We start from the raw sequence: 25,669 nt of genomic DNA on the forward strand, positions 1-25,669 counted from the left end.
GCGTTCGTCCTGAGCCAGGATCAAACTCTCCAAACAATGATCATGTTCGGATGAATCATCCAAGCAATAACCGTCAAAAATGACGGGGTCATACATGTGTGATGCACATGCACTGGCTTTTAACACACTGTTGAGTTCTCAAGAAACGGACGCGTACATCCCCACCAGGATCTCTCGAGATCCAAGTGTGGAGGCTCCCTCATACTTCGTTTCCTTCAGACTACCAGATCCGGACGATTCCTGTCAAACCGCCCGATCCGGGAGCTTCCGGACCTGCCTCTCTTCGAGGCAACTCTCCTAACTTACCCTGACTTTCGGCTCTTGTCCAACCGCATGGCGGGAGCAACCCGAAGCCGGGGTTCGTTCGGAGGGATGCCAGGGCTAACCAGCCCTGCGTTGAAAACTGTAGCAGCCTCAACGGCGCGGAAGGTCCATCTTCGGTAACGAATGGACCTTCCCCGCGTACGTACGGTTCAAACACCGAGCCCGGCGAGCTGTGCCTCCAGCCGCGCGATGTCGGCGGATGCCTGCTCGGCCCGGCTTCTGACCTTGGCCACCACGTCGTCCGGCGCCTTGGCCATGAACTGCTCGTTGCCCAGCTTGGCGGCCACCTGGGCGGCCTCCTTGCGCGCGGCGGCCAAGTCCTTCTCCAGCCGCTTGCGCTCGGCGACGACGTCGATGGCGCCGGCGGTGTCGATTTCCACCGTCACGTCGCCCACCGAGAGCCGCGCTGTGGCGCTGAACGACTCCGTCGGCTGCGTCAGGCGCAGCAACGCGCGGACCGCCGTCTCCTGATCCGCCAGCGGCGTGCCGGCGAGCCCGAGCCGGGCGGCCACCTTCTGGCCCGGCTTAAGCCCCTGATCCGAGCGGAACCTGCGCACCTCGGTCACCAGCTCCTGCAGCGCGTCGATCTCCGCCTCGGCGGCGGCGTCCGCGTAGCGGGAGTCGGCGACCAGCCACGGCGCCACGACGATCGACTCGCCGCCCGTGACGGCCCGCCACAGCTCCTCGGACACGAACGGCACCAGCGGATGAAGCAGCCGCAGCAACGCGTCGAACACGTGGCCGAGCACCAGCCGCGTGTGGTCGAGCCCCTCACCGAGCTGGATCTTGGCCAGCTCCAGGTACCAGTCGCAGACCTCGTCCCACGCGAAGTGGTAGAGCAGGTCGGCCGCCTTGGCGAATTCATAGTCCTCGAAGGCGGTGTCCGCGGCCGTCACCACGGTCTGCAGGCGCGACAGGATCCACCGGTCGGCCGCGGTCAGGTCGGCGCCGTCGAGCGACCCGACAGCGGCGCCGTTCATGAGCGCGAACCTGGTGGCGTTCCAGATCTTGTTGCAGAAGTTGCGTGAGCCGACCGCCCATTCCTCGCTCACCGCGACGTCGGCGCCGGGGTTGGCACCACGCAGCAGCGTGAAGCGGGTGGCGTCGGCGCCGAAGCGCTCGATCCAGTCGAGTGGGTCGACCACGTTGCCGAACGACTTGGACATCTTCTTGCCGTATTGGTCGCGGACCATTCCGTGCAGCGCCACGACGCGGAACGGCGGCTCGCCGTCCATGGCGTAGAGCCCGAACATCATCATCCGGGCCACCCAGAAGAACAGGATGTCGTAGCCGGTGACGAGCACGGACGTCGGGTAGAAGCGGGCCAGCTCCGGCGTGGCGTCCGGCCAGCCCATCGTCGAGAACGGCCACAGCGCGGAGGAGAACCAGGTGTCCAGGACGTCGGAGTCCTGCGTGTAGCCGGCGGGCGGCTCCTCGTCGGGGCCCACGCACACGACATCGCCCTCGGGCCCGTACCAGACCGGGATGCGGTGCCCCCACCACAGCTGGCGGGAGATGCACCAATCGTGCATGTCGTCGACCCAGTCGAAGTAACGCTTGGCCAGCTCCGGCGGGTGGATGCGGGTCCGCCCGTCGCGAACCGCGTCACCGGCCGCCTTCGCCAGAGGCCCGACGTTGACGAACCACTGCAGCGACAGCCGCGGCTCGACGACGGTCTTGCAGCGCGAGCAGTGGCCGACCGAGTGCACGTAGGGGCGCTTCTCGGCGACGATCCTGCCGTCCGCGCGCAGTGCGGCCACGACGGCCGGCCGGGCCTCGAAGCGGTCGAGCCCCTGGAACGGCCCGTGCGCGGTGATCACGCCGCGCTCGTCCATGACGGTCAGCGACGGCAGGGAATGACGCCGTCCGATCTCGAAGTCGTTGGGGTCGTGGGCGGGGGTGACCTTGACCGCGCCGGTGCCGAAGGCCGGATCGACGTGCTCGTCGCCGACCACGGGGATCATGCGACCGGTGAGCGGCAGCTCGACCATCGTGCCGATCAGGTGGGCGTAACGCTCGTCCGAGGGGTGAACGGCCACGGCGGTGTCGCCGAGCATGGTCTCGGCTCGTGTGGTGGCCACGACGATCTCGTCGGAGTAGCGGATCGAGACCAGCTCGCCCTCGTCCTCGCTGTGCTCGACCTCGATGTCGGACAGCGCGGTGAGGCAGCGCGGGCACCAGTTGATGATGCGCTCGGCGCGGTAGATCAGCCCGTCGTCGAAGAGCCTCTTGAAGATCGTCTGCACCGCACGCGACAGACCCGTGTCCATGGTGAAGCGCTCGCGTGACCAGTCGACGCCGTCGCCCAGCTTGCGCATCTGGCCGAGGATCCGGCCACCGGACTCCTCTTTCCACTGCCAGACCCGCTCGACGAACGCCTCGCGTCCCAGGTCGTGCCGCGACAGCCCTTCCTTGGCCAGCTCACGCTCGACGACGTTTTGTGTGGCGATGCCCGCGTGGTCCATGCCGGGCAGCCAGAGCGTCTCGCGCCCCTGCATACGGGCGCGGCGCGTGAGCGCGTCCTGGATGGAGTGGTCGAGCGCGTGCCCGATGTGCAGGACGCCCGTGACGTTGGGCGGCGGCAGGACGATGCTGTATGGCTCGCCCGAGCTGCCCGGATCGGCGCCGAAGTAGCCTTCGGATACCCAGCGGTCATAGCTCCGGGTCTCGACGTCGGCCGGTGTGTATTGCGTAGGCAGCTCTGGCGTTGTCACAGTGACCAATTCTAGGGAGGCGTACGAGCGGAAAAGGCCCCAAGCCCCGGAGGCGGGGCACTGGGGGCATGGCGTATGACGGCCCACCCTGAGGTGAAGAGGGCCCAATACGCCGAAAGCGCCCGCGTGGCGGACTGCCACGGGGCGCTCGGTGCGCGGGGAGGACGGCTCAGGCCGACTTCTCGCGAGGCGTGCGCTGCTGCTTCGCGGCGAGCTGGTCGCGTGGTACGAGAGTCGGAATCGCGTGCTCGAGCACCGACTCGCGGGTGATGACCACCCGGGCGACGTCCTGCCTGGAGGGCACCTCGTACATGACCGACTGGAGCACCTCCTCCAGGATCGCGCGCAGGCCGCGGGCGCCGGTGCCGCGCAGGATGGCCTGGTCGGCGATGGCCTCGAGCGCGCCGTCGGTGAACTCCAGCTCCACGCCGTCGAGCTCCAGCAGCTTGCGGTATTGCTTGACCAGCGCGTTGCGCGGCTCGGTGAGGATCTGGATAAGGGCCTCGCGGTCGAGGTTGTGCACCGAGGTGATGACCGGCAGACGGCCCACGAACTCGGGGATCATGCCGAACTTCAGCAGGTCCTCCGGCATCACGTCGGCGAAGATGTCGGCCGTGTCGACCTCTTCCTTCGACCGGATGATGGCGTTGAAACCGATGCCCTTCTTGCCGATCCGCGACTCGATGATCTTTTCCAGACCCGCGAACGCGCCGCCGCAGATGAACAGCACGTTGGTCGTGTCGATCTGGATGAACTCCTGGTGCGGGTGTTTGCGGCCGCCCTGCGGAGGCACCGAGGCCGTGGTGCCCTCCAGTATCTTCAGCAGCGCCTGCTGAACACCCTCGCCTGAGACGTCACGCGTGATCGACGGGTTTTCGCTCTTGCGGGCGATCTTGTCGACCTCGTCGATGTAGATGATGCCGGTCTCGGCCTTCTTGACGTCGTAGTCGGCGGCCTGGATGAGCTTGAGGAGGATGTTCTCCACGTCCTCGCCGACGTAGCCGGCCTCCGTGAGCGCGGTGGCGTCGGCGATGGCGAAGGGCACGTTGAGCATCTTCGCGAGGGTCTGCGCCAGCAGCGTCTTGCCCGAGCCCGTCGGCCCGAGCAACAGGATGTTGCTCTTGGCCAGCTCCAGGCCGTCGTCTCTGCCCCGGTCGCCGGACTGCACCCGCTTGTAGTGGTTGTAGACCGCCACCGAGAGCGCCTTCTTCGCCTTGTCCTGACCGATGACGTAGGCGTCGAGGAACTCGTAGATCTCCCTCGGCTTGGGCAGGTTGTCCCACTTGAGTTCGGAGGACTCCGACAGCTCCTCCTCGATGATCTCGTTGCAGAGATCGATGCACTCATCGCAGATGTAGACGCCTGGACCGGCAATGAGCTTCTTGACTTGCTTCTGGCTCTTTCCGCAGAAAGAGCACTTCAGCAGGTCTCCCCCGTCGCCGATGCGTGCCACCCCAGATACTCCTTTGCGTGGGACCGCCCTGCTCTTGCGAGCAGTGTCTCCGGACATCCTCCGGACTTGGCCGAACCGCTCAGGTTTCGACGTTACCGTCTTCTGGGCCCTCAGTGAGCCCCCTAGCGGCGAGTCGCACCGGAACGTGCCCTATTGGGCAGCGCCCCGGTGCGTCACGTCTCGTCTAGGAAGCTACGGCCTGAGCTCGTTTCTTCCTGGACGGGATGATGTCATCGATCAGACCATACGCCTTTGCCTCGTCCGCGTTGAGAATTTTGTCGCGTTCGATGTCCTTGCGGACTTCGGCGGAGGTCTTGCCCGTGTGCTGGGCCACGATGTCCTCCAGGAGAGTCCGCATGCGCAGAATCTCCCTGGCCTGGATCTCGATGTCGCTTCCCTGGCCGCCGCCCTCGGTGGACGGCTGGTGGATCAGCACCCGGGCGTTGGGCAGCGCGAACCGCTTGCCCGGGGTGCCGCCGGACAGCAGCACGGCCGCCGCGGAGGCGGCCTGGCCGAGGCAGACGGTCTGGATCTCCGGCCGGACGAACTGCATCGTGTCGTAGATCGCCGTCATGGCCGTGAAGGAGCCGCCGGGCGAGTTGATGTAGATGCTGATGTCACGGTCGGGATCGAGCGACTCCAGCGTCAGCAGCTGGGCCATCACGTCGTTGGCCGACGCGTCGTCGATCTGCACTCCGAGGAAGATGATGCGGTCCTCGAAGAGCTTGTTGTACGGGTTCATCTCCTTCACGCCGTATGACGTGCGCTCGACGAAGGAGGGGAGAACGTAACGGCTCTCGATGTTCATGTCAGCTCCCCCTAGGAAACCGGGCCCTGTGAGGGCACCTGTCGTGCGCTACGGACGACGTGGTCGATGAAGCCGTAGTCCTTGGCCTCTTCCGCCGTGAACCAGCGGTCGCGGTCGGAGTCGGCCTCGATCTGGTCCAGCGGCTGCCCCGTGTGGAAGGCGATCCGCTCCGCCAGCGTCTTCTTCACGTAGAGCATCTGCTCGGCCTGGATGGCGATGTCGGCAGCGGTGCCGCCGATGCCGCCGGACGGCTGGTGCATCATGACACGGGCGTGCGGCAGGCCGAAGCGCTTGCCCCTGGCCCCGGCGGTGAGCAGGAACTGCCCCATCGAGGCCGCCATGCCCATCACAACCGTCGATACGTCGTTCGGCACGTATTCCATCATGTCGTAAATCGCCATGCCTGCACTCACCGAGCCCCCCGGCGAGTTGATGTAGAGCGTGATGTCGCGCTCTGGGTCGTCGGCCGCAAGGAGCAGCAGCTCGGCGCAGATGCGGTTGGCGATCTCGTCGTTGACCTCCTGCCCGAGCACGATGATGCGCTCCCTGAGCAGGCGCTGGTAAAGCTGGTCTTCAAGCCGGAAGGCGGAGCCGTTCTCACGGCCTCGAGACTCAGGCTGATAGAAGGTCGGCGGGCTGGTCACAGCGTCACCTTCCGATGCGTCGTAATCGATTGGCTTTGCTTGTGACCTTAACGCGCGCCGCCTACAGGTCATGCCCGGTCCCCCGTACTGTTCGCTGACGGCGCATGTTCGGGGCCTTGCGCCCGGGTGTCCGGGCCATCCAGCCGGCGACCACCCCTGGCAGCCCTCAGACGGCGGTCCTCGCCGACCAGGAGGCGGTGGCCGGTCGAGGAGGGCCTCGCGCCCTTGGCGCTCCTCATGGGCCCTCTGAGCGCCCCCAGCGTCGCCTGGCGGCCGGGCCGTCCCTGGCAGCCACGGTGCCCGCGGGTCTTGTGCGGGCGCGCGAAGGGGCGGAAGCATCGCCCGCAGCGGTGGCGGCGGGCGCGCGAAGGGGCGGAAGCATCGCCCGCAGCGGTGGCGGCGGGCGCGGGGGCGCCGGAACGTCGAAGCCCCCGGACCGATCCGATCCAGGGGCTTCGTAGTGCCCGGCGAAGGGCGGAAGCTTACGCCTCGGGCTTGTCCTCGGCCTCAGCCTCTTCCTGAGCAGGCTCTTCACCGTTGATCTCGGTGTAGATCGCCTTGAGGTCGACGTCGTTGCCCTCGGTGTCCACGATCTTGGCGGCGTCGCCGATCACGGACTTGGCCTTGTCGCGGACGATCTCGACCATGGCCAGCGTGAGCTGGTCGTTGTCGGCCAGGTGCTTGGCCAGCTCGTTGGGCTGGACGCCCATCTCCATGGCGCGGCGCACCACGAAGTTGGTCAGCTCCTGCTCGGAGACGCCCAGCTCCTCGGCCTTGACGATCTTGTCGAGCACGAAGCCGACCTTGAGCGCGCGGGCGGAGTTCTTCTCGAACTCGTCGAAGCGCTCCTCCTCCGTCGTCTGGTAGAGGCGGAAGTAGGCGTCGCGGCTCAGGCCGCTCTCGGCCACCTGGTGGTCGAGGTTGTGCTTGCGGGCGTCGACCTCGGCCTTGAGCGCGCTGTCCGGCAGCGGGATGTCGATCTGCTCGAGCAGCGCGTCGAGCGACTTCTCCCGGGCCTGCACGACCTGGTCGATGAGCTTGTTGCGGCGGGCCTGCTCGCGGATGCTGGCCTTGAGCTCGTCGAGCGTGTCGAACTCGCTGGCCAGCTGGGCGAACTCGTCGTCCAGCTCCGGCAGGACCTTCTCCTTGACCGACTTGACGGTGATGATCACGTCGGCTTCCTCGCCGGCGTTCTCGCCTCCGACCAGCTCGGTCTTGAAGCTCTTCTCCTCGCCGGCGGACATGCCCTCGAGCGCGGCGTCGAGGCCCTGCAGCACGGAGCCTGCGCCGACCTCGTAAGAGACCTCGCTGGCCTGCTGCTCCTCGATGTTCGTGCCGTCGATCTCGGCGCGCAGGTCCATGACGACGAAGTCGCCATTGGCGGCCGGGCGCTCGACGCCGGTCAGCGTCGCGAAGCGCTGGCGCAGCGCGTCGAGCTGCGTGTCGACGTCCTCGTCGGAAACCTCGGCGGAGTCGACCGTGACCTCGATGCCGGCGTAGTCGGGCACCTCGAAGTTGGGCCGGATGTCGACCTCGGCGGTGAACTCGATCTGCTCACCGTCTTCGATCTTCGTGACCTCGATGTCGGGCTGGCTGACGGGAAAGACGTCGACCTCGTCGACGGCCTGGCCGTACAGCTTGGGCACCGCGTCGTTGAGGGTCTCCTCCAGCACTACCGCCCGGCCGAAGCGCTGCTCGATGATGCGGGCCGGAACCTTGCCAGGCCGGAACCCGGGGACGCGCACCTGCTGCGCGACCTTCTTGTATGCCGCATCCATGCTCGGGCGCAGCTCGTCGAACGGCACCTCGACAGTGAGCTTGACCCGCGTGGGGCTGAGCTCCTCGACAGCGGTCTTCACGGAATGGTCTCCTTGATCAAGCTACGAGTGATCGCGGGCGCGTCCATCGGTACGGCCCACGCGCCGCGCCCACATGTGCGGTGTTGGGGCATGCTCTGCCACGGCCGCATCCAACGCCGATGGTCCAGTCTAGGGCAGATGCACACCCAACAACGACGCCCGCCGCCGTCAGAACTCCTCCGAGATCGTCCGCAGTAGCTCGATCGTCTCATCGGGGGTGGTGCTCACGGCACACAGCCGCTCCATCACCTCGGTGTATCGGTCCACGTCCTCACGCTTGTCCAGGTAGAGCGCGCTGGCGAGCTGCTCGACGTACACGACGTCGGGCAGGTCGGGATCGGGGAAGCGCAAGATGCTGAACGCCCCGCCCTCGGCACTGTGCCCGCCGAAACTGAACGGCATGATCTGGATCGTGATGTTCTGCTGGCGCATGAGGTCGATGAGGTGCTCCAGCTGGGCCCTCATCACCTCGGTTCCGCCGATCGGCCGCCGGAGCGCGGCCTCGTCGATCACCGCCCAGAAGACCGGCCCGTCCGGCTTGTCCAAGATCCTCTGGCGCTCCAGCCGGAGATCGACCCTCCTGGCGATCTCCTCAGCCCCAATGCCCGCCGCACCGGCGGTCACCACAGCCCTTGCGTACTCTTTGGTCTGCAACAGTCCCGGCACGAACTGGACTTCGTAGGTCCTGATCCTGGCGGCCGCCTCTTCGAGGCCGACGTACGCCTGGAACCACGTGGGCAGGACATCGTTGAACCGGTGCCACCAACCCGGCTCGTTGGCGGTGGCGACCAGGTCGAGCACGGCGGAGCGGGCCTGCTGGTCCACGACCCCGTACAGAGTCAGCAGGTCGGCCACGTCGCGTTCTTTGAACCCCACTCGGCCCAGCTCCATGCGGCTGATCTTGGATTCCGAGCCACGGATCAGGTGGCCGGCCTCCTCACGAGTGACGTTCTTCGCTTCCCTGAGCTTGCGCAGCTGGGAGCCCAGGAGGATGCGCAGCGCCGTCGGCCCGGAACCCGGCTGGTTCTGCGTCACTTTGCCTCCTATCAAGGTCCGCACACACAGTGACACCACATCGCCTTGAATGACAAGGTCTCAACCTCGTGTCCGATTCCGGGATCCATGCCCAAAAACGGTGTTTGCTATTGCACATTGCAGCTGCACGTGCATTTGGGTCTTGCAGCCGCAGCGGTCGTGACCCATGATGGCTTAGTGCATATTGGGCCAAACATGCACTAACCAAGGCTGAACGGGGAGGTATCGGCGGCATGGTGGAGGATCCTCTGGCCACTGCCGATTGCCTGCAGATCACCCGCGAAGTGGGCTTCGACCACCTGCTCTCGGGCGGCGGCCAGCCGTACACGACCGCGTGCCCGTTGCCCTTTCAGGCCGACTCGGTGAAGACCGCCAGGGACGTGACCCGCTCCACACTGCAGGGCTGGGGACTGCACGACCTGAGCGACGACGCCGCGCTCGTGGTGTCGGAGTTGGTGACGAACGCCGTCAGGTACGCGATGTACGCGGCCGGGCGGCGAGAGATCGAGCTGCTGCTCATGCGGGTCGCGCCGCACGTGCTGCTCGCGGTGGCCGACCCCAGCGACGAGGTGCCGCGGCCCAAGGAGCCGGATTTCATCTCCGAGAACGGGCGCGGCCTTTACATCGTCGAAACGTACAGCCAGTGCTGGGGCTGGGACCCCCTGGCTCGCGGCGGCAAGGCCGTCTGGGCGCTGTTCCGCACGGAATCCTGACCCAACCTTTAGATCACCCGCTACGGCATCTCCGTGTTCTCGCTCGTGACCAAAGTGCTAAATTGGTCATCGGTCAACAGTCACGAGGAGGCCTTTGTGGATGCCGAGCACCGCGGGCGGGCTGACCGGATCCTCGACGCGGCCAAGGAACTGCTGCTGCGCTGGGGATACCGGCGGGTGACGATCGACGAGATCGCCAAACGCGCCGGGGTCGGCAAGGGCACGATCTACCTGCACTGGCGTACCCGCGAGCAGTTGTTCTTCGCGGTCGGCGCCAGGGAGGCGGTGGCCATGCTGGAGGCGGTCGTCGCGGGCATGCGGGCGGATCCCGACGAGATCGCGCTGCACCGGTACATGCGCCGGTTCTTCCTGGAGGCGATGCGGCGGCCGGTGCTGCGGGCGATCTTCACCAGGGACGCCGAGATGCTCGACAAGTTCCTCGCCAGCCCGGCGAGGAAACCGCTCGAGGGCGCCAAGTTGCTCGCCTCGCACGAATACCTGGGTGTGCTCGCCCGGCACGGGTTGCTGCGGGAGGGTCTGCGACCCGAGGACCTGGACTATCCGCTGCCGACGATCGTGTTCGGGTTCTTCGCCGTCGAGCCGCTGCTGCCGGCCGAGGTCACGCTCGGCCTGGAGGAGAAGGCCGGCGTCCTGGCCGACACGTTGCGCAGGACGTTCGAGCCGGAGCGGCTGCCCGACTGCGCGCCGGTGGCCGAGCGGGTGATCGAGATCTTCGAAGGGCTCTCCCGTGACTTCCGTGACGCGGCTTATGGAGGCGGCGATGGGACATGACATCCGTGGGCTGCACCACGTGGGGCACGTGGTGCATGACATGGGGCAGGCGCTCGAGCGATACAGACGGATGGGGTTCGCGCTGCCGGGGCCCGCGTACCCCGTGGTGGGCGAGCCGCCCGAGCCGGTCGGGGTGGGCAATACGCACGCGTACCTCACCGGTGGCTTCCTCGAGCTGGTCACCGTCGCCGGGGCGGGGCGGGTTCCCGGCGACGCGCGGCTGATCCCGCTGCGGGCGCCCGCGGAGCGGCTGCCCGCGCTCAAGGAGGCCATCCGCGGCACGGCGGCCAACCTGGAAGCGTGCCTGCGGCGCTTCGAGGGTGTGCACATCCTGATGTTCGACGCACTCGGCATCGACGGCGCCGCCGGCCGGCTGACGGCCGGCGGCGTCGGGCACGGCGGGGTGCAGGCGGCCCAGCGGCCGGTCGAGACGGCGGACGGGGTGCGGATGGAGCCCGTCCGGTGGCTGGAGATCGACGGCGCCGAGCCGGGGCTCGTGCCGGAGGGACGGGTCGGGCTGGCGGAGAACGCCTCCGCGCATGAGGCCGCCGACCATCCCAATGGCGCGGTCGAGCTGGTCGAATGCGTGTTGTGTGTGGCCGACGACGAGCTGGCCGAGGCCGAGCGGCGCTATGAGCGCTATGTGGCACGTACGGCATCGCGGGACGGGCTCGTGCGGACGTTCGCGCTCGGCGACGACGGTGCTCGCATCACGCTGGTCGGCGCGTCCCGGCTGGACGCGCTGTTGCCGGGCGAAGGTGCGGTGGCGCTGCCCGGGTTCGCGGCGTACGCGGTGGCGGTGCGGGACGTCGCGGCCACCGGGCGGTTCCTGGGCGAGGCCGGGATGACGGTCGGTGAGACCGCCGCGGGCGAGATCTTCGTGCCCGCCCGCGAGGCGCTCGGCACCGCGATCGTCTTCCGTCAGGGGTGACGGCGGAGCGGCTGGGGACCGTTATTCGCCGGTAACGCCGTCGATACGCTCGCGTAGAAGATCGGCGTGACCGTTGTGGCGGGCGTACTCCTCGATCATGTGGACGAGGATCCAGCGGTGCGTGCAGTCCCGGCCGTTGCGGTCGCCGACGGCGTCCAGCGGCGTGGCGGCCGAGATGGCGCGGGCGCGCTCGATCTCGTCCTGCCACGTGGCGAACGCCTCCTCGGCCGAGGCGGTGTCGACGTCGTTGAAGTCGGCGTCGTTGTCGCGGTCCTTGTCCCACAGCTTGGGGATGTCCTCGCCGTTCAGCACGCGGCGGAACCAGGAGCGTTCGACGTGCGCCATGTGCCTGACCAGGCCGAGGAGGGACAGGGTCGACGGCGGGGCCGAGCGCAGGCGCAACTGCTCGTCCGACAGGCCCGCGCATTTGACGGCGAGGGTGGCGCGGTGCCATTCGAGCCAGTTGTTGAGCACCGTCAGCTCGTCGCCGGTGAGGGGTGGTGGGGTACGGGAGTCGATCACGAGCCTTGACCTTACCTTCGGCCTGGTGTGCGGCTTTCAGTGCATGGAGATGTGCACGTGGTCGAAGTGGTTCTCGGTGATGCTGCCGCGGTCCGACATTCCGCTCCAGCCCGAGCCGTGGTTGATGCGCTGCTTCCAGATCACGTACTTGACGCCGAGCTTGTCCATGTTCTTGATCGCCCACTCCGCGATCCGGTCGCCCAGTGCGAGGTTCGCGGCCGTCGGCATCGAGCCTCCGGTGCTCATCATGAAGTCGCAGGCGCGTCCGAGCGGGTGCTCGCCACTGGAGCCCGAGCGGAAGCAGCCCACCGTGTACGGCAGCGAAAAGTTCTTGCCCACCTGCTCGCGCATGAGCCGGGTGCGCGGAGTGATGTTGTCGGAGCCGGAAGGAAGTTCGGGGGCCCAACTGCCGTCGGATTTGCGGCCGGTGCCGTACGGCACGAGGTCCTGGAGCTTCTTCTTGATGTCCTCGATGACGTCCTCGGCCTCGTCACGCTGCTTGTCCACCTCGGCCGCATCCCCGCGGATCTCGGCCGCCAGCGCGGCGGCGTCCTTGGCGGCCTTCTCCTTGTCGTCACGGGCCTTGGCCACACCCTGCACGAACGCCTGCTGTTCGACGGTCAGCTGGTTGAGCACGGCCGCGCTGCCGCCGCTCGCGGGCAGCATGAAACCCGGCACCGGGGGGTTGCCGTTCTGGTAGCGAAGCCGGGCGATCTCGGCGACGCGCTGCTCGGCCGCGGCCAGCGTCTGCTCCGCGGTGGCCAGGCGCTCATTGGCCGTTTTGGCGGCCTGCTGGGCCTTGGCCAGCTCGACGCGCTTGAGGTTGTACTGCTCGATGAGCTTGTCGACCTTGCTGTTGAGCTGCTTGAGCTGGGCGCGGAGCTCGGACTCCGTCGGTTTGGGGGCCGCCGACGCCGCGGTCGCCGGGAAGAAGGCGACGGCGGCGGCGGTGATGAGGCTGATGGCAAGACTCGCGAGGGACGGCGAAGGGAGCGGAGCTCCCGAGCGAATCAGGGCAGCCGCCACGTAGATGTTTCCTCTCCCTCTGCCGGCCGGGTTAGCTGACGGGTTCGGGCATGGGAGATCCCTACCACCGAAGTGGATTCACCCCACGTGCGATGGGTCCCCGGCTCCCGGGCAACTCGCCCGGGATTAGGCGGGCACCGGCCGTTACGGCCAGTGCTTATCGGGATATTAGTGGTAGATCACGGGTCATGCGACCTTAAGTAGAAATCTATTAGTGATCTACTCGTGATCGAAGCATGCGTGCGGCCTCCTCCGGCAGCACGTCGTTGACGAAGGCCCCCATCGCCGACTCCGACCCCGCCAGATACTTCAGCTTCTCCGGCGCCCGCCTGATGGTGAACAGCTCCAGGTGCAGGTAAGCCAGCTCACGGCCCTCTCGTACCGGCGCCTGGTGCCAGGCCGCGATGTACGGCATCACGACCCCGAACAGCCCGTCGAACGCCTTCAGCACCGACGTGTACAGCGGCGCGAACGCGGCACGCTCCGCCTCCGTCAGCGCCGCCAGGTCGGGCACCTGCCGGTGCGGGTAGAGGTGCACCTCGAACGGCCAGCGCGCGGCGGCGGGCACGAAAGCCGTCCACAGCTCGTTGGCCGCCACCACCCGCGTGCCGGCGGCGCGCTCGGCGGCCAGCACGTCGGCGAACAGATTTCCCTTGTAGCGAGAGGCGGCGCCCAGCTGCAGCTTTGTCCGCGGGGTGACGTACGGATAGGCGTAGATCTGGCCGTGCGGGTGCGCGAGCGTGATGCCGATCTCCGAGCCCCGGTTCTCGAAGCAGAAGACCTGCTCCACGCCCTCGATGGCGGACAGTTCGGCCGTGCGGTCGGCCCATGCCTCCATGACCAGCTCGACCTGGGCGTCGGACAATCGGGAGAAGGACGAGGAGTGCTCGGAGGTGAAGCAGACCACCTCACAGCGGCCCACGGCCGGACGGACCTCACTCAGCCCACCCACTTCCCCATAAGTCCCGATATTTTCGGAAAAAGAGGGGAAGCGGTTCTCGAACACCACCACGTCGTAGTCGTACGCCGGGATCTCCGTCGAGCGCGTCTCCGACGACGGGCACAGCGGGCACTCGGCCGCCGTGCCGGTCGGCTGGTGCGTCCGCGTCTGCCGATGCCCCGCGATCGCGATCCACTCCTCGGTCAGCGGGTCGTAGCGCAGCTCAGAGGCCACCGGCCGGGGGTCCAGCGTCCGCCGGTCGATCGCGCTCCTGTCGGCGTCGTCCCGCCGGTCGAAGTAGATCAGCTCTCGGCCGTCGGCCAGGTTGGTGATGGTGCGCTTCAAAGTGAGCCCTCCGCGATGATCAGTTCCCCGGCCGTTTCGGCCAGGTGCGTACGTGCTTCCTCCGACAGCCCCGCGTCGCTGATGACCACGTCGGCCTCGCTCAGCTCGGCGATGGTGCTGATGCCCACCGTGTTCCACTTGGTGTGGTCGGCCGGGACGACCAGGCGGTTGGCGGCCGCCACCAGCTCCCTGTCGGTCTCGGACTCGAGCAGGTTGGGCGTGGTGAACCCGGCCCGCACGCTCATCCCGTGCACGCCGAGGAAGAGCGTGTCCACGTGCAGGCGGCGGATGGCGGCCACGGCCACCGGGCCCACTAAGGCGTCCGATGGCGTGCGTACGCCGCCGGTCAGCACCACCGTGCGGTCGGCGCGCGGATTGCGGTGGAAAACGTCGGCGACGGGGATGGAGTTCGTGATCACCGTGAGCTCGGGCACACCGATCAGGTGGTGCGCCAGCGCCCAGGTGGTGGTGCCCGCGGACAGCGCCACAGCGGTGCCGGGGCGCACCAGTTGTGCCGCGCAGCGCGCGATGGCCTGCTTCTCCTGCTGCTGGCGGGCGGACTTCGCGGTGAAGCCCGGCTCCTCAGTCGATCCCGGGCCCAGGGCGGTCGCGCCGCCGTGCACCTTTTCCAGCAGGCCCCGCTCGGCCAGCACCTCGAGGTCGCGGCGGATGGTCATGTCGGAGACGCCGAGCTCGCGGACGAGGTCGGCCACCCGGACACCGCCGTCGCTGCGTACGCGTTCGAGGATCGCTTGCTGACGCTGCTGTGCGAGCATGCCCCCTCCTTCCAACAGATTCCACCAAATTATGACACGGATTAGTTCGGGGAATGTTAGGTCGGGTGGCGTCGCTTGCCTGGTCGGCGCAGGCGAGAGACGGTGAGGGATCAATGCCGTAGCACCCGATCATCGGAGGCGAGCGTATGGCCAAGCGCGCACGCAAGGGCAAAGCACGCAAGAAGAAGAAGGCTAACCACGGCAAGCGGCCCACCGCACGCTGACCCGGGTGGCCGCCTCTGCCCGGCGGCCACCCGATTTCACCCCGGTAGTTCGGTGAGGGCCTGGTCGATGCGGTCCTGCGGGAGGGTGTAGTCCTCCAGTTGCCCGGCCAGGTGACGATCGTAGGCGGCCAGGTCGAAGTGCCCGTGGCCGCAGAGCGCGGTGAGGATGACCTTCTCCTCGCCGCTTTCCTTGCAGCGCAGCGCCTCGGCGATCGTCTCGGCGAGCGCGTGCGTGGGCTCAGGGGCAGGCACGATGCCCTCCGTCCTGGCGAAGCGCACGCCGGCCTCGAAGCATTCGTTCTGGGATCGGGTGACGGCCTCGAACAGGCCCAGCTCGTACATGTGCGACAACAGCGGCGACATGCCGTGATACCGCAGGCCGCCCGCGTGGATCGGGTCAGGCACGAACGAATGCCCCAGCGTGTGCATCTTGAGCAGCGGCGTGAGCCCGGCGGTGTCGCCGAAGTCGTAGGCGTAGACGCCGCGGGTGAACGACGGGCAGGCGGCGGGCTCGACCGCACGGAACACGGTCGAGATCCGTCCCGCCAGCTTTTCCCGCAGGAACGGGAAGGTCAAGCCGGCGAAGTTGGAGCCGCCTCCCGTGCAGCCGATGATCAGGTCGGGCATCTCGGGGAGCTGCTCGAGCGCCTCCTCGCCGATCACCGTCTGGTGCATGAGCACGTGGTTGAGCACCGAACCGAGCGCGTAGCGGGCGTCGGGGGTCGCCGCGGCCACCTCGACGGCCTCGCTGATCGCGATGCCCAGGCTGCCCGGCGAGTCGGGGTGGTCGGCCAGCACCTTGCTGCCCGCGCCCGTCACGGAGGACGGGCTGGCGTGCACGGTGGCGCCGTACACCTGCATGAGGGAGCGGCGGTACGGCTTCTGGTCGTAGGAGGCGCGGACCATCCAGATCTGGCATTCGACGTCGAACTGGGAACAGGCGAACGCCAGCGCCGATCCCCATTGCCCGGCGCCCGTCTCGGTGGTGAGCAGCCGTACGCCCTCGCGCGCGTTGTAGTAGGCCTGCGGCACGGCCGTGTTCGGCTTGTGCGAGCCCGCGGGCGAGCCGCCCTCGTACTTGTAGTAGATCCTCGCCGGCGTGCCGAGAGCCTTCTCCAGGCGCCGCGCCCGGATCAGCGGCGTCGGCCGCCAGAGCCGGTAGACGTCGAGCACCTCCTGCGGGATCGCGACGAACCGCTCCCCGCTGACCTCCTGCGCGATCAGCTCCATGGGGAAGAGCGGAGTCAGATCGTCCGGCCCGATGGGCTGCCTGGTGCCGGGATGCAACGGCGGAGGCGGTGGAGCGGGCAGGTCGGGCACGATGTTGTACCAGTTGCTGGGGATCATTGCCCCAGTCTGCGCCGGGAACGCGCGGCATTCCAGCATCCCAGCGCGCCGGGCCGACGGGCCGGGCTACGGGCTGCTGGGCCGTGCTACGAGCCGCCGGGCCGTGCTCGGTCGCCGAGGACCAGGACGGCGAGCCGATCCGGATGATCGGCCCTCACCACCACGTCCGCCGCCTGCTGCGGGCGGACCTCATGCTCATATCGCTCGTACGCGGGCAGCCGCCACCGCTCCTCCTCAGGCGTCCCCCGCTCCAGAGCCCCCGCCGACAGCCACACGTGCACGCTGAGGTCGAACGCGAGCCCTCGTCCCAGCAGCAACGTCCCGTCGACCAGCACCACGCCGCCCGGGGGCAGCTGCTGGTACGGCTCCCGGTACGCCCGGTCCACCCGGCTGTCCCACAGCGCCCGCAGCACCCGCCCCGATCCCCCGGCCTCCAGCGGCTCGAGCACCTCCCTCCGCAGGCCCTTCACGTCGAGCCAGTCCTCGTAGAAGGCGTCGGGATCGGTCCTGCCGTGCTCCAGGCGCAGCGACGCGGGCCGCAGGAAGTCGCCCGCCGACACCCGCAGCACGGGCCGCCCGCGCGACCGGAGCGGCGCCACGAGGTCGTCAGCGAGCGTCTGAGGACGCGCGGCGGGCGCCCCGTCCGCGGCCACCCGCACCCATTCCTCCCCCGGCCGCCCGGAGATGAGCTCGGCCAGTTCCTCGATGAGGACGTCACGGGAGATCGGTCGCGCACGCATCGTCCCTAGCTTACGATCGCCGATCTCGCGGCAGCCTTGAAGGCGTGCTCCTGATGCGCTGAGGATGTGCGCATGGATGAGCAGGAATTGGCGAAGGTCTACCGTGACACGAACTTCCTACCCGCCCCTGGCGAAACCGTGGTGCACAAGGGGGTGGCGAACCTGTGGGCGGGGCCTGAGGCGGTGGGCGGCCGCCTGTGGCTGACCAGCCGGTCGCTCGTGTTCCGTTCGCATGCGGTGAACGCCCAGAGGGGCGTCTGGGCGTGGCCCATCGAGGAGATCGTGTCGACCGCGCCGGTCAACACCCTCGGGATCGTCCCGAACGGCCTGGCGATCGTGTTGCGGAACGGGGATCGGGTCCGCTTCGTGGTGCGTAAGCGGCACGCCTGGATTCAGGTGATCGAGCAGACGAGGGGCTGATCCGTCACTCGATCGCTGAAGAAAGTGCGGAGAACACGAAGGCCAGGTCGCCTCATGCGGCTGACCTGGCCTTTTGGTGCTTGGAGCGGACGACGGGAATCGAACCCGCGTAGCTAGTTTGGAAGACTAGGGCTCTACCATTGAGCTACGTCCGCGCGAACCGGTCGAACTCTGGTCTAGACTTCATCCGGTCGTCAGGGCGTAAGCGTACCGGAGTCCCGGAGCGCATGCGCACTCGGCGAGACGGGGCGTGGCGCAGCTTGGCAGCGCGCTTGCTTTGGGAGCAAGAAGTCGCAGGTTCAAATCCTGTCGCCCCGACCAGCTCAAGGGCCGCATCCGATCCGGAGGCGGCCCTTGTGCATTCGCCCCACACAGCCGGGGAGGCCGGCGAGGGCGGCAGGCCGGCTGCAGCGCGGCGCATGAAAGCACACATCTCAGGGCATGCGGGCGATGAGCGACTTCGGGGCGATCTGGCGATAGGCGTCGGCGACGATCTCGGCCACCTCCGGCCAGTCCACCTCCGGCACATCCAGATAAACGCCCAGCCAGCCACGATGCCCCACATACGGCGGCCGGAAGAAGCGCTCGGGATCCTCGGCCACCAGTTCCTGCTGCGCCCCAGCCGGGGCCGCGCACCAGAACGCCAGGCGGTCGTCGTGGTGGTGGTCGGCGAACATCACGAACGTCTTCTTATCCCGGACGAACCAGGTCGGCTCTCCGTGACTCAGCCGTTCTGTGACCTCCGGCAGGGCCAGGCAGAGCGCGCGCAGCCGGTCCAGCGCGGCGTCCACGGCCGCGTCAGCCCGTCAGCGTGAGGGGGTTGACGAGGTCGGCGTAGACCAGCAGGCCCGCCATGATCATCATGACGATGGCGATCGCGTACGTCAACGGCAGCACCTTCGCGATGTCCACGTACTTCGGCTCGGGACGGCGCATGATCTTGGCGTACGCCCGCTTGATGCCCTCCCACAGGCCCCCGGCGATGTGGCCGCCGTCGAGCGGCAGCAGCGGGATGAGGTTGAACATGCCGATCGCCAGGTTGAAGCCGGCCAGCAGGTTGACGAAGATGGCGATCTTCTTCTCGTTGGACAGGTCGGAGGCGAGGATCTCGCCGCCCATCCGGCCCGCGCCCACGACGCCGACCGGGCCCTCAGGGTCGCGTGCCTCGCCCGAGAAGGCCGCGTGCCAGACGCCGACCATCTTCTCCGGCAGGTTGAGCAGGGAGCCTGCCACGCGGGCCGTCAGCGCGCCCATGTAGCCGACGACCTCGCCCATGCTCTGGCGCTCCATGACCTCCGTCGGCAGCACGCCGAGGAAGCCGACGTTCTTGTCGATCTTCTGGGGGTCCTGGAGGTTGGGGCGGTCCTGGGCGATGAGGGTGACGTTGAGCGTCATCGCCTTGCCGTCGCGGACGATGCCGAGCTGGACCGGGCCGGGGCCGTGGCCGCGGATGAGGCGGGTCGCGTCTTCCCAGGTGTTGATCTTCTGGCCGTCGAAGGAGACCATGCGGTCGCCGGGCTTCATCTTGGCCTGGGCCGCGGGGGTCAGCTGGTCGCCGGGCTTGCACGTGGTGCGCTGCTCGGAGATCGGGATCACGCAGGTGTTGGTCTCGGGAGACACGACCGGGGCCCAGCTCGGCAGGCCGATGCCGACCAGCAGGATGCTGAAGAAGACGAACGCGAGCACGAAGTTCATCAGCGGCCCGCCGGACATGATGATGACCTTCTGCCACCACTTCTTGCGGTAGAAGACACGGTCGTCGTCGCCGGGCTGGACCTCCTCCTGGGCGGCGTCGCGGGCCGACTCGATGAGGGCCTGGAACGGGCCCGTCGAGGTGCTCCTGACCTTCGCCGGGTCGTCGCCGGGACGCGGCGGCAGCATGCCGATCATGCGGATGTAGCCGCCGAACGGGATCCACTTGATGCCGTATTCGGTCTCGCCCCTACGCCGGGACCACGCGGTCGAGCCGAAGCCGACCATGTATTGGGTCACCTTGACGCCGAAGAGCTTGGCGGGCACGAGATGGCCGACCTCGTGCAAAGCGATGGAGAACATCAACCCGAGCAGGAAGATGATGATCCCCACCAAATAGAGCCAGTTCATCTATGCGCGCTCCAGGGCAAGGCGGACGGTCCCGACAGCCCCAGGGTAGTCGAACTCCCCCGGCCCGACGTGGCGCCGGTGAAGCCAGGCATGGCTCGGCGGCGCCGGGCAGACTGCTACGGGCGCCAGATCAGCACGAGGGCGCAGTCGTCGTTGTGGCCGGAGGCCATGGCGTTGACCAGGGCTCTGGCGCCGTCGCGGAAGCCGGACGGCAGCAGTCGCTCCGCCTCGCCGAGCAGCCGGTCCAGCCCGGCGTCGATGTCGCGGCCGGGCTGCTCAATCAACCCGTCGGTGAACAGCAGCAGCGCGTCGCCCTTGCGCAGGGTGCCGCTGTCGGGCTCGCAGTGCAGGTCGGGCACCACGCCGAGGACCACGCCCTTGGCCGAGGCAACCTGCCAGTTGCCGGTGCCCGCGTCGAACTTCACCACCGGCGGATGCCCGGCCGACGTGATCGTGTAGTCGCCCGTGGCCAGGTCGAGGCGCAGGTGCACGGCGGTCACGAAGCCCTCGTCGCCCCGCTGGCGGTGCAGGTAGGTATTGCAGGCGGGCAGGAAGTCGTCGACCGAGCCGAGCAGGCCGCCGAACGTGCCCGACAGCAGCAGCGCCCTGGTGCCCGCGTCCACGCCCTTGCCGGACACGTCCACGAGGGCGATCTCCACGGTGTTCCCGTCACGCATGGAGACCAGGAAATCCCCGCCGAAGGAGGACCCGCCAGCCTGCTTGAGCACCACCTTGGCGCCCCAGTCCTTGGGAAGCGGAGGCAGCTCGCCCTGGCTCTTGAGCCGGTCGCGCAGCTCCAGCAGCATCGCGTCGCCGCGGAGCCCCTGCACGCCGAGCTTGCCCCTCGTCCGGGCCATGAGCAGCGCGAGCACGGTGGTGAATCCGATCGTCACGGTCAGCCCCAGCCCGATCCGGGCCAGGCCGAGCGTGATCGCGATGAAGCCGAGCGCGGCGCCCACGGCCACGAGCAGCTTGATCAGGCTGCGCAGCCGCAACTGGAGCCCGCCGAGCAGGGTGACGAGGATGAGCAGCGAAGGCGAGAACCACTCGGTCGAGACCTTCGCGGCCAGCGCGCCGATGACGATCGCGAGCGTGGACAGGGCGATGAGCAGGTTGCGATCGCGGGCCAGCGGGCCTCTGCGAACGAATCGGACAATGGGCACGAGGAAGGGCACCCGTACGAGGACCGCACGGACCCGTGGCGGGATCAGCGGCGCCGGACGGGAACTCATGATGCGCCTGACTGTATCGGTCTGGCCCGTGTTTGGGCAGCCCACTTGACCAACACCTTGATCATTAAGGACGGATATTCAGTGGCCTTCCCCCTTTGCGCGCTCCTACGGTGGACTGATGACGTATCCGATCCGTCCCATCGATGAGACCGAGTGGCCGGCGTTCACACGGGTTCTCGAAGAGGCGTTCAACTGGACCCCGCAGCCGCAGCAGGCCGAGCGGTGGAAGGCCGAGACGGAGTTCGACCGCACGCTCGCCGTCTTCGATGGTGATCTCATGGTCGGGGTCACCGCGGTTCTCAGCTTCACCATGACGGTGCCCGGCGGGCAGTTGCCCGTCGGCGGCGTGACCTCCGTCAGCGTGCTGCCCTCGCACCGCCGCCGCGGGGTGCTGTCCTCGATGATGCGCAGGCAACTGGCCGACATCCGCGAGCGCGGTGAGCCGGTCGCCGCACTGTACGCCTCCGAGTCGGTGATCTACAGCAGGTTCGGGTACGGCAGGGCCGCCAGCATGCTGACGTTCCGCATCAGCAAGCGCGCCTCGGCGTTCGTCAAGAACGCGCCGGTCGACCCATCGCTGCGGATCAGGGTGGCCAAGCCCGCCGCCGTGCGCGCCGAGCTCGAGAAGGTGTACGCGTCCGTGGTGACCGCCCGGCCGGGGCGCTACGAGCGCAACGCGGCCTTCTGGGACAGCACGCTGGCGGATGAGGAGTTCGACCAGCGGGGGTCGGGCCCGCTGCGCGCGGTGCTGGCCGAGGACGATCGGGGCGTGCGCGGCTACGCGGTGTTCAGGGTCAAGGGCTCCTGGGACGACCACGACCTGCCTACCGGGGAGCTGCAGCTGCAGGAGCTCGAGGCGGCGGACCCGGCGGCCTACGCCCTGCTGTGGCGCAGTGTCCTGGATCGCGACCTCATCACGACGGTGCGGGCGGTCAGGCCGGTGGACGACCCGCTGATCTCCTTGCTGGCCGACCAGCGGCAGCTGCGCGCCGGCTGGAGCGACGAGCTATGGGTACGCGTGGTCGAGGTGGACCGAGCGCTGGCCGGCCGCGCCTATGCCGCGCCGGTGGACCTGGTGATCGAGGTGGAGGACGAGGTGTGCCCGTGGAACGCGGGCCGCTGGCGGCTGACCGCGGACACGACGGGCGCCGCATGCAAGCCGGTCGACGACGAGCCCGACCTGACCGTGCCGGTGGCCGCGCTCGGGTCGGCCTACATGGGCGACGGGCAGCTCGTCCAGCAGTTGGAGGCGGGGCTGCTGCGCGAGCACCGGCAGGGCGCGGTGCGGTCGCTGGCCACGGCCATGTCCTGGAGTCCCAAACCGTGGGCCGGCCGGGTCTTTTGACGTAGGGTCGAACAATGGCGCTGCAAAGCTTACAGATCACCGCGACCATCGCCATGCGGGCGCGTGACGTGTCGAGACCGTCGAAGGAACAGCAGGAGGCCGCCGATCGGCGGCCCCTGCGCGATGAGATGCCCAGGCGCGAGACCAAGGGCAAGAGCCGATGAGATCGGATGGTCACGGCAGCGAGGGCAGCTGGCCGATCGTCTCGTAGGTGGCCAGCTGGGCGATCCGCCTGCTGTGCCGCTCGCTGCCGGTGAACGTCGTGGTCAGGAAGACCTCGACGAACCTGGTGGCGTCCTCGATGGGATGCATGCGCGCACCGATGCTGATCACATTGGCGTTGTTGTGCTCGCGGGCCAGGCCGGCCGTCTCCTCACTCCAGGCCAGGGCCGCGCGAATGCCGCGCACTTTGTTGGCGGCGATCTGCTCGCCGTTGCCCGAGCCGCCGATCACGACTCCGAGGCTGGCGGGGTCGCCGGCGACGCCCTCGGCGGCCCGCAGCACGAAGGCGGGATAGTCGTCCTCGGCGTCGTAGACGAAGGGACCGCAGTCGGTCACCTCGTGCCCGTGATCCTTCAGCCAGGACACCAGGTGATTCTTGAGCTCATAGCCGGCATGGTCGGCACCGATGTAGACACGCACCCGACCAGTCTTCCACAGCCCCGGCGCTGGGGTTCGCGGGCTAGAGTAAGGATCTGATCGGTTGTCCAGTCCTTACGAAGGCAGGAACCCATGCGAGAGATCCGCGTCATCGGCGATCCCGTCCTGCGCACGCCCGCCGAGCCGGTCACGGATTTCGACCGCGAGCTGCGCCGCCTGATCGAGGAGATGTTCCAGGCGATGTACGCGGTCAACGGCGTGGGGCTGGCCGGCCCGCAGATCGGCGTGTCGCGGCGGCTGTTCGTCTACGACATCAACAAGCGCAAGGGCCATGTGATCAACCCGACGCTGACGGTCGACGACCCCGAGGAGATCGTCGACGAGGAGGGATGCCTGTCGGTGCCCGACCGCCGGACGCGCCTGCCGATCTACGCCCCGGTGGCGCGCGCCGTGGGCGTGACCGTCGAAGGGCTCGACCGGCTGCAGCGGCCGGTGCGGATCAAGGCCCGCGGCTCGCTGGCGCGCTGTTTCCAGCACGAGACCGAGCACCTCGACGGCAAGCTGTACGTCGACCGCCTCCCGAAGAACGAAGCACGCAAGATCGTCCTCAACGCGTAGGTTTGGGGCCATGAGCGTACTTTCGGGAAAGGGCGCATTGGTCACAGGAGGCTCCCGGGGCATCGGCAAGGCGATCGTGGAGCGGCTGCGGGAGGACGGCGCCGAGGTCGTCTTCTGTTACGAGCACTCGGAGGAAGCGGCGCGGCAGGTCGCCAAGGAGACCGGCGCGCAGGCCGTACGGGCGGATCTCGGCGGCAAGGACGATCTGGAGCGGCTGTTCGCCGAGGCGGAGGCGCGGCTGCCGGGGCTGGACATCCTCATCAACAACGCCGCCACCACCGCCGGGCAGAAGCCCATGGCGGAGGTCACGGACGAGGACTACGAGCGGGCGTTCGCGGTGAACACGCGCGCGGTGTTCCTGGCCATGCAGTGGGCGGCGCGGACGATGCGCGACGGCGGGCGCATCGTCAACATCTCCACGCTCAACACCCAGGTGCCCGCGCCCGCGCTGGCGCTCTACTGCGGCAGCAAGGGCGCGATCGAGCAGTTCGCCAAGGTGGCGGCGCGGGAGCTGGGCGGGCGCGGGATCACCGTCAACGTCGTCTCGTCCGGCGCCACCGACACCGACATGCTGCGGAACGCCAATCCGCCGGAAGCGCTGGCGCAGACCCAGGCCTTCACGGCGCTGCAGCGGCTCGGGCGGCCCGAGGACATCGCGGCGGTGGTCGCGTTCCTGGCCGGTCCCGACGGGCGGTGGGTGACCGGCCACAATCTCCTCGCCAGCGGCGGGTTGATCGTCTAGAGCTGGAGCGACTTGATCTCCAGGTATTCCTCCAGGCCGTGCTCGCCGAGCTCCCGCCCCACGCCGGACTGCTTGTAGCCGCCGAAGGGGGCCAGCGGGTTGAACTTGCCGCCGTTGATGGCGACCTGGCCGGTGCGCAGCCGGCGGGCGACCGCGACCGCGTGGTCCTCGGCGCCCGACCAGACCGCGCCGGCCAGGCCGTATTTGGTGTCGTTGGCGATCTTGACGGCCTCGTCCTCGTTCCTGTAGGGGATCAGCGACAGCACCGGGCCGAAGATCTCCTCCTGCTCGATCGTCATGCCGGGCTCCACGCTCGCGAACACGGTGGGCTCGACGTAGTAGCCGCGCTCGTGCGGCCGCTCGGTCCCCCCGGCCACCAGCCGGGCGCCCTCCTCCTGGCCGCGGTTGATGTAGCGGATCACCCGGTCGCGCTGGACCTGGGAGACCAGCGGGCCGATCCTGGTGGACTCGTCGAACGGGTCGCCGACGGTGTATTTGCCCGCGGCCTCGACGGACAGGCGGACGGCGGTGTCGTACTGGTCACGGTGGACGAGCATGCGGGTCCACGCCGAGCAGGTCTGGCCCGCGTTGACGAAGCAGTTGGCCACGCCGACCTTGACGGCCGTCTCCAGGTCGGCGTCGGGCAGGATGACGTTGGCGGACTTGCCGCCGAGCTCGAGCGCGACCCGCTTGACCGACTCGGCGGCCAGCGAGGCGACCCGGCGTCCTGCGGCCGTAGAGCCGGTGAAGGAGACCATGTCCACCTCGGGATGGGCGGCCATGGCCTCGCCCACGACCGGGCCACGCCCGCTGAGCAGGTTGAACACGCCCGGGGGCAGGCCCACCTCGTCGAAGATCTCCGCCAGCGCGTACGCCGCCAGCGGCGCGACCTCGCTCGGCTTGAGCACGACGGTGCACCCGGCGGCCAGCGCGGGACCGACCTTGCAGATGATCTGGTGCAGCGGATAGTTCCACGGCGTGATCGCCGCGACCACCCCGATCGGCTCCTTGACGACCAGCGAGTTGCCGACACGGGACTCCCGCGGGTGGCCTTCGGCGAGCGCGGCATAGGAGGCCAGCACACCGGCGGGCATCAGTGTCTGGACCTTGAGGGCGAAGCCCAGCGGCGAGCCCATGTCCGTCGCGATGGTCTTGGCGATCTCGTCGGAACGCTGTTTCAGCAGCTCGGCCGCGTCGGCGAGGAGCTTGCCGCGCTCGGCGGCGGCCGTCTGCGACCAGACGGGGAAGGCACGTCGCGCGGCGTTCGCGGCCGATTCCACATCGTCGGGGGAGCCTGCGGGCACGCGGTCGATGATCTCTTCCGTGGCCGGGTTCACGACCTCGATGGGCTCGTCGGACGCCGACGCGGTCCAGGAGCCGCCGATATACAGCTGACGCATGGCCACCATCCTGACA

The 25,669-nt window shown here is 68.3% G+C and carries 26 protein-coding genes, 2 tRNA genes and 1 riboswitch; of the genes, 10 read left to right on the forward strand and 18 right to left on the reverse strand.

Annotated elements, in window-relative coordinates:
• Nucleotides 1–473: 473 nt before the first annotated feature.
• The 6 genes from Q9G87_RS05745 to Q9G87_RS05770 all read right to left on the reverse strand — a co-directional run bounded on the left by Q9G87_RS05745 (nucleotide 474) and on the right by Q9G87_RS05770 (nucleotide 8,837).
• A complete protein-coding gene (locus tag Q9G87_RS05745; protein ID WP_371825737.1) occupies nucleotides 474–3,047 on the reverse strand; it encodes a valine--tRNA ligase in 2,574 nt (857 codons plus the stop codon).
• A 160-nt stretch (nucleotides 3,048–3,207) separates the two neighbouring features.
• Complete coding sequence (gene clpX / locus Q9G87_RS05750) at nucleotides 3,208–4,491, reverse strand: ATP-dependent Clp protease ATP-binding subunit ClpX (RefSeq protein WP_138691280.1); 1,284 nt, start codon at nucleotides 4,489–4,491, stop codon at nucleotides 3,208–3,210.
• Between the two features lie 184 nt (nucleotides 4,492–4,675).
• On the reverse strand, nucleotides 4,676–5,299 hold the full coding sequence (locus Q9G87_RS05755; RefSeq protein WP_305915140.1) for an ATP-dependent Clp protease proteolytic subunit: 624 nt from the start codon (nucleotides 5,297–5,299) through the stop codon (nucleotides 4,676–4,678).
• Nucleotides 5,300–5,310: 11 nt separating this feature from the next.
• Entirely contained in the window at nucleotides 5,311–5,943 is a 633-nt protein-coding gene (locus Q9G87_RS05760; protein WP_305915717.1) for a ClpP family protease, read from the reverse strand.
• A 482-nt stretch (nucleotides 5,944–6,425) separates the two neighbouring features.
• Entirely contained in the window at nucleotides 6,426–7,802 is a 1,377-nt protein-coding gene (tig, locus tag Q9G87_RS05765; protein WP_305915141.1) for a trigger factor, read from the reverse strand.
• Nucleotides 7,803–7,970: 168 nt separating this feature from the next.
• Nucleotides 7,971–8,837 (reverse strand): helix-turn-helix domain-containing protein, encoded by an 867-nt coding sequence (locus tag Q9G87_RS05770; protein ID WP_305915142.1) that lies wholly within the window; start codon nucleotides 8,835–8,837, stop codon nucleotides 7,971–7,973.
• Nucleotides 8,838–9,070: 233 nt separating this feature from the next.
• Between Q9G87_RS05770 and Q9G87_RS05775 the strand changes: the two genes are divergently transcribed.
• The 3 genes from Q9G87_RS05775 to Q9G87_RS05785 all read left to right on the forward strand — a co-directional run bounded on the left by Q9G87_RS05775 (nucleotide 9,071) and on the right by Q9G87_RS05785 (nucleotide 11,273).
• On the forward strand, nucleotides 9,071–9,550 hold the full coding sequence (locus tag Q9G87_RS05775) for an ATP-binding protein (protein WP_305915143.1): 480 nt from the start codon (nucleotides 9,071–9,073) through the stop codon (nucleotides 9,548–9,550).
• A 96-nt stretch (nucleotides 9,551–9,646) separates the two neighbouring features.
• Nucleotides 9,647–10,342, forward strand: coding sequence for a TetR/AcrR family transcriptional regulator (locus Q9G87_RS05780; RefSeq protein WP_305915144.1), 696 nt, complete (start codon nucleotides 9,647–9,649; stop codon nucleotides 10,340–10,342).
• Nucleotides 10,332–11,273, forward strand: coding sequence for a VOC family protein (locus Q9G87_RS05785; RefSeq protein ID WP_305915145.1), 942 nt, complete (start codon nucleotides 10,332–10,334; stop codon nucleotides 11,271–11,273). Before Q9G87_RS05780 ends, Q9G87_RS05785 begins: the two co-directional genes overlap by 11 nt.
• A gap of 21 nt (nucleotides 11,274–11,294) precedes the next feature.
• Here the strand turns inward: Q9G87_RS05785 and Q9G87_RS05790 are convergent, their stop codons facing one another.
• The 4 genes from Q9G87_RS05790 to Q9G87_RS05805 form a co-directional block, all read right to left on the reverse strand.
• Entirely contained in the window at nucleotides 11,295–11,795 is a 501-nt protein-coding gene (locus tag Q9G87_RS05790; protein WP_305915146.1) for a DinB family protein, read from the reverse strand.
• A gap of 36 nt (nucleotides 11,796–11,831) precedes the next feature.
• Nucleotides 11,832–12,821, reverse strand: a complete 990-nt coding sequence (locus tag Q9G87_RS05795) for a coiled-coil domain-containing protein (RefSeq protein ID WP_305915147.1) — start codon at nucleotides 12,819–12,821, stop codon at nucleotides 11,832–11,834.
• Between the two features lie 6 nt (nucleotides 12,822–12,827).
• A riboswitch (cyclic di-AMP (ydaO/yuaA leader) is annotated at nucleotides 12,828–12,964 on the reverse strand.
• Between the two features lie 68 nt (nucleotides 12,965–13,032).
• On the reverse strand, nucleotides 13,033–14,106 hold the full coding sequence (gene galT / locus Q9G87_RS05800; RefSeq protein WP_305915148.1) for a galactose-1-phosphate uridylyltransferase: 1,074 nt from the start codon (nucleotides 14,104–14,106) through the stop codon (nucleotides 13,033–13,035).
• Nucleotides 14,103–14,882 (reverse strand): DeoR/GlpR family DNA-binding transcription regulator, encoded by a 780-nt coding sequence (locus Q9G87_RS05805; RefSeq protein ID WP_305915149.1) that lies wholly within the window; start codon nucleotides 14,880–14,882, stop codon nucleotides 14,103–14,105. Before Q9G87_RS05805 ends, galT begins: the two co-directional genes overlap by 4 nt.
• Before the next feature lie 146 nt (nucleotides 14,883–15,028).
• On the opposite strand from Q9G87_RS05805, the gene Q9G87_RS60570 reads away from it, so the two are divergent.
• Nucleotides 15,029–15,106: a 50S ribosomal protein bL37 gene (locus tag Q9G87_RS60570; RefSeq protein WP_371825749.1), complete on the forward strand. Its 78-nt coding sequence runs from the start codon at nucleotides 15,029–15,031 to the stop codon at nucleotides 15,104–15,106.
• Nucleotides 15,107–15,142: 36 nt separating this feature from the next.
• On the opposite strand, the gene Q9G87_RS05810 is transcribed toward Q9G87_RS60570, so the two are convergent.
• Together Q9G87_RS05810 and Q9G87_RS05815 are read right to left on the reverse strand one after the other, a co-directional pair.
• Nucleotides 15,143–16,453 (reverse strand): TrpB-like pyridoxal phosphate-dependent enzyme, encoded by a 1,311-nt coding sequence (locus tag Q9G87_RS05810; RefSeq protein ID WP_305915150.1) that lies wholly within the window; start codon nucleotides 16,451–16,453, stop codon nucleotides 15,143–15,145.
• Nucleotides 16,454–16,539: 86 nt separating this feature from the next.
• Entirely contained in the window at nucleotides 16,540–17,193 is a 654-nt protein-coding gene (locus tag Q9G87_RS05815; RefSeq protein ID WP_305915151.1) for a nucleoside/nucleotide kinase family protein, read from the reverse strand.
• Between the two features lie 72 nt (nucleotides 17,194–17,265).
• Between Q9G87_RS05815 and Q9G87_RS05820 the strand changes: the two genes are divergently transcribed.
• Complete coding sequence (locus tag Q9G87_RS05820; RefSeq protein WP_305915152.1) at nucleotides 17,266–17,613, forward strand: hypothetical protein; 348 nt, start codon at nucleotides 17,266–17,268, stop codon at nucleotides 17,611–17,613.
• A gap of 81 nt (nucleotides 17,614–17,694) precedes the next feature.
• Here Q9G87_RS05820 and Q9G87_RS05825 read toward each other — a convergent pair.
• Nucleotides 17,695–17,768, reverse strand: a tRNA-Gly gene (locus tag Q9G87_RS05825).
• Between the two features lie 89 nt (nucleotides 17,769–17,857).
• Here Q9G87_RS05825 and Q9G87_RS05830 point away from each other — a divergent pair.
• Nucleotides 17,858–17,934: transfer RNA gene (locus tag Q9G87_RS05830), tRNA-Pro, on the forward strand.
• Nucleotides 17,935–18,047: 113 nt separating this feature from the next.
• Here Q9G87_RS05830 and Q9G87_RS05835 read toward each other — a convergent pair.
• The 3 genes from Q9G87_RS05835 to Q9G87_RS05845 all read right to left on the reverse strand — a co-directional run bounded on the left by Q9G87_RS05835 (nucleotide 18,048) and on the right by Q9G87_RS05845 (nucleotide 20,948).
• Nucleotides 18,048–18,404: an MmcQ/YjbR family DNA-binding protein gene (locus Q9G87_RS05835; RefSeq protein ID WP_305915153.1), complete on the reverse strand. Its 357-nt coding sequence runs from the start codon at nucleotides 18,402–18,404 to the stop codon at nucleotides 18,048–18,050.
• Between the two features lie 7 nt (nucleotides 18,405–18,411).
• Nucleotides 18,412–19,716 (reverse strand): M50 family metallopeptidase, encoded by a 1,305-nt coding sequence (locus tag Q9G87_RS05840; RefSeq protein ID WP_305915154.1) that lies wholly within the window; start codon nucleotides 19,714–19,716, stop codon nucleotides 18,412–18,414.
• Nucleotides 19,717–19,832: 116 nt separating this feature from the next.
• On the reverse strand, nucleotides 19,833–20,948 hold the full coding sequence (locus Q9G87_RS05845; protein ID WP_305915155.1) for a PP2C family protein-serine/threonine phosphatase: 1,116 nt from the start codon (nucleotides 20,946–20,948) through the stop codon (nucleotides 19,833–19,835).
• Between the two features lie 118 nt (nucleotides 20,949–21,066).
• Between Q9G87_RS05845 and Q9G87_RS05850 the strand changes: the two genes are divergently transcribed.
• Both Q9G87_RS05850 and Q9G87_RS05855 read left to right on the forward strand, forming a co-directional pair.
• Nucleotides 21,067–22,293 carry a GNAT family N-acetyltransferase gene (locus Q9G87_RS05850; protein ID WP_305915156.1) on the forward strand — a complete coding sequence of 409 codons (1,227 nt, stop codon included), beginning with the start codon at nucleotides 21,067–21,069 and terminating at the stop codon, nucleotides 22,291–22,293.
• Between the two features lie 14 nt (nucleotides 22,294–22,307).
• Nucleotides 22,308–22,457 carry a hypothetical protein gene (locus Q9G87_RS05855; RefSeq protein WP_305915157.1) on the forward strand — a complete coding sequence of 50 codons (150 nt, stop codon included), beginning with the start codon at nucleotides 22,308–22,310 and terminating at the stop codon, nucleotides 22,455–22,457.
• Nucleotides 22,458–22,467: 10 nt separating this feature from the next.
• On the opposite strand, the gene Q9G87_RS05860 is transcribed toward Q9G87_RS05855, so the two are convergent.
• A complete protein-coding gene (locus tag Q9G87_RS05860; RefSeq protein ID WP_305915158.1) occupies nucleotides 22,468–22,935 on the reverse strand; it encodes a ribose-5-phosphate isomerase in 468 nt (155 codons plus the stop codon).
• Nucleotides 22,936–23,025: 90 nt separating this feature from the next.
• Here Q9G87_RS05860 and def point away from each other — a divergent pair, with 90 nt between their 5' ends.
• Together def and Q9G87_RS05870 are read left to right on the forward strand one after the other, a co-directional pair.
• Nucleotides 23,026–23,511: a peptide deformylase gene (gene def, locus Q9G87_RS05865; RefSeq protein WP_305915159.1), complete on the forward strand. Its 486-nt coding sequence runs from the start codon at nucleotides 23,026–23,028 to the stop codon at nucleotides 23,509–23,511.
• A 10-nt stretch (nucleotides 23,512–23,521) separates the two neighbouring features.
• Entirely contained in the window at nucleotides 23,522–24,253 is a 732-nt protein-coding gene (locus Q9G87_RS05870; RefSeq protein ID WP_305915160.1) for an SDR family oxidoreductase, read from the forward strand.
• Here Q9G87_RS05870 and Q9G87_RS05875 read toward each other — a convergent pair.
• Nucleotides 24,250–25,653 carry an aldehyde dehydrogenase family protein gene (locus Q9G87_RS05875; protein WP_305915161.1) on the reverse strand — a complete coding sequence of 468 codons (1,404 nt, stop codon included), beginning with the start codon at nucleotides 25,651–25,653 and terminating at the stop codon, nucleotides 24,250–24,252. The two genes, Q9G87_RS05870 and Q9G87_RS05875, sit on opposite strands and share 4 nt — an antisense overlap.
• Between the last annotated feature and the right edge of the window lie 16 nt (nucleotides 25,654–25,669).

This window comes from Nonomuraea turcica (genome assembly GCF_030718205.1).
Taxonomy (GTDB): Bacteria; Actinomycetota; Actinomycetes; order Streptosporangiales; family Streptosporangiaceae; genus Nonomuraea.

Excerpts from the sequence above, each read along its gene's own strand:
- Q9G87_RS05755 (WP_305915140.1), bottom strand. The coding sequence starts at position 5,299 with ATGAACATCGAGAGCCGTTACGTTCTCCCCTCCTTCGTCGAGCGCACG.
- Q9G87_RS05775 (WP_305915143.1), top strand. The coding sequence starts at position 9,071 with ATGGTGGAGGATCCTCTGGCCACTGCCGATTGCCTGCAGATCACCCGC.
- Q9G87_RS05785 (WP_305915145.1), top strand. The coding sequence starts at position 10,332 with ATGGGACATGACATCCGTGGGCTGCACCACGTGGGGCACGTGGTGCAT.
- Q9G87_RS05805 (WP_305915149.1), bottom strand. The coding sequence starts at position 14,882 with ATGCTCGCACAGCAGCGTCAGCAAGCGATCCTCGAACGCGTACGCAGC.
- Q9G87_RS60570 (WP_371825749.1), top strand. The coding sequence starts at position 15,029 with ATGGCCAAGCGCGCACGCAAGGGCAAAGCACGCAAGAAGAAGAAGGCT.
- Q9G87_RS05810 (WP_305915150.1), bottom strand. The coding sequence starts at position 16,453 with ATGATCCCCAGCAACTGGTACAACATCGTGCCCGACCTGCCCGCTCCA.
- Q9G87_RS05815 (WP_305915151.1), bottom strand. The coding sequence starts at position 17,193 with ATGCGTGCGCGACCGATCTCCCGTGACGTCCTCATCGAGGAACTGGCC.
- Q9G87_RS05820 (WP_305915152.1), top strand. The coding sequence starts at position 17,266 with ATGGATGAGCAGGAATTGGCGAAGGTCTACCGTGACACGAACTTCCTA.
- Q9G87_RS05840 (WP_305915154.1), bottom strand. The coding sequence starts at position 19,716 with ATGAACTGGCTCTATTTGGTGGGGATCATCATCTTCCTGCTCGGGTTG.
- Q9G87_RS05845 (WP_305915155.1), bottom strand. The coding sequence starts at position 20,948 with ATGAGTTCCCGTCCGGCGCCGCTGATCCCGCCACGGGTCCGTGCGGTC.
- Q9G87_RS05850 (WP_305915156.1), top strand. The coding sequence starts at position 21,067 with ATGACGTATCCGATCCGTCCCATCGATGAGACCGAGTGGCCGGCGTTC.
- Q9G87_RS05855 (WP_305915157.1), top strand. The coding sequence starts at position 22,308 with ATGGCGCTGCAAAGCTTACAGATCACCGCGACCATCGCCATGCGGGCG.
- def (WP_305915159.1), top strand. The coding sequence starts at position 23,026 with ATGCGAGAGATCCGCGTCATCGGCGATCCCGTCCTGCGCACGCCCGCC.
- Q9G87_RS05870 (WP_305915160.1), top strand. The coding sequence starts at position 23,522 with ATGAGCGTACTTTCGGGAAAGGGCGCATTGGTCACAGGAGGCTCCCGG.
- Q9G87_RS05875 (WP_305915161.1), bottom strand. The coding sequence starts at position 25,653 with ATGCGTCAGCTGTATATCGGCGGCTCCTGGACCGCGTCGGCGTCCGAC.